The 830-nt window shown below is 73.5% G+C and carries 1 protein-coding gene; it reads right to left on the bottom strand.

What is annotated here, in order from left to right; genetic code table 11:
- Positions 1-27: 27 nt before the first annotated feature.
- Positions 28-830, bottom strand: an 803-nt coding sequence (locus KDL01_RS41480) for a DUF4132 domain-containing protein (RefSeq protein ID WP_212534204.1), incomplete at its 5' end; no start/stop codon positions are given.

An 830-nucleotide genomic window follows, 5' to 3' on the forward strand; every position in this document is an offset into this window, starting at 1 on the left:
GTTTGGCGGCGGCGGGCTTGGGGGGCATCAGAGTTCTCCATCCGCGAGTCGGCTCAGGTCGCCGAGCAGCTCGGAGACGGTGATCGGGTCGAGGTCGTGTAGGGGCAGGGCGGGCAGCGGCCGGGCGTGCGGGACCGCGGAGTCGACGTGGGGCGCGGCCTGTACGTGGACGGGGCCGAGAACGTACGGGGTTTCGTCCGAACCCTGATAGCTGCGGTCGCGGCTGTGGGCGAGTGCGAGCCACCGGTCGTCGAGTGTGGGACGGAACAGGTACTGCGTGTGCGCGTACTGTCGGGGACGCTCCGGCTGCCAGCCGTGCTCGAGCAGCGCGGTCAGCTTCGCGGCGGGCACGAGCGTGCCTTCGAACCGGGTGACCAGCGCGCCCGCCCGCTCGGCCGGGGTCAGCAGCTGGATCGGGCGGCCGAGCTGCGGGAAGGGTTCGAGGATCTCGTAGTCGGCGAACAGTTCCGCCCAGGCCGACACGCCCGCCGCGCCCGCGCCGAGGCGGGCCGGGTGGGCGACGCGGATGACGGCGTGGGGCGGCAGCTGGAAGACCGCGTCGGCGACGTCGGCGAAGCCGCCGTCCTCGGCGACGCGGAAGTCCTTCGTGACCGCGACCCCGTCCTGCTGCACCTCGCTCTGCCAGACGAGTCGGGAGGTCAGGGGTGCGACGAAGGGGTGGGCCAGCAGAGCGCGGAACTCCGGGACGGACCAGCCGCGGCGCATCGTCATCGCGGACTCCAGCCGCCTCGCCACGTGGGCGCGGACGGCGGGGACGGCTTCCGTCAGGCTGCTGAGTCGGGCGCGGGCGGCTTCGGCGAGTTCGGGGT

The sequence above is a fragment of the Actinospica durhamensis genome, from assembly GCF_018139695.1.
In the GTDB taxonomy this organism is placed as follows: domain Bacteria; phylum Actinomycetota; class Actinomycetes; order Streptomycetales; family Catenulisporaceae; genus Actinospica; species Actinospica durhamensis.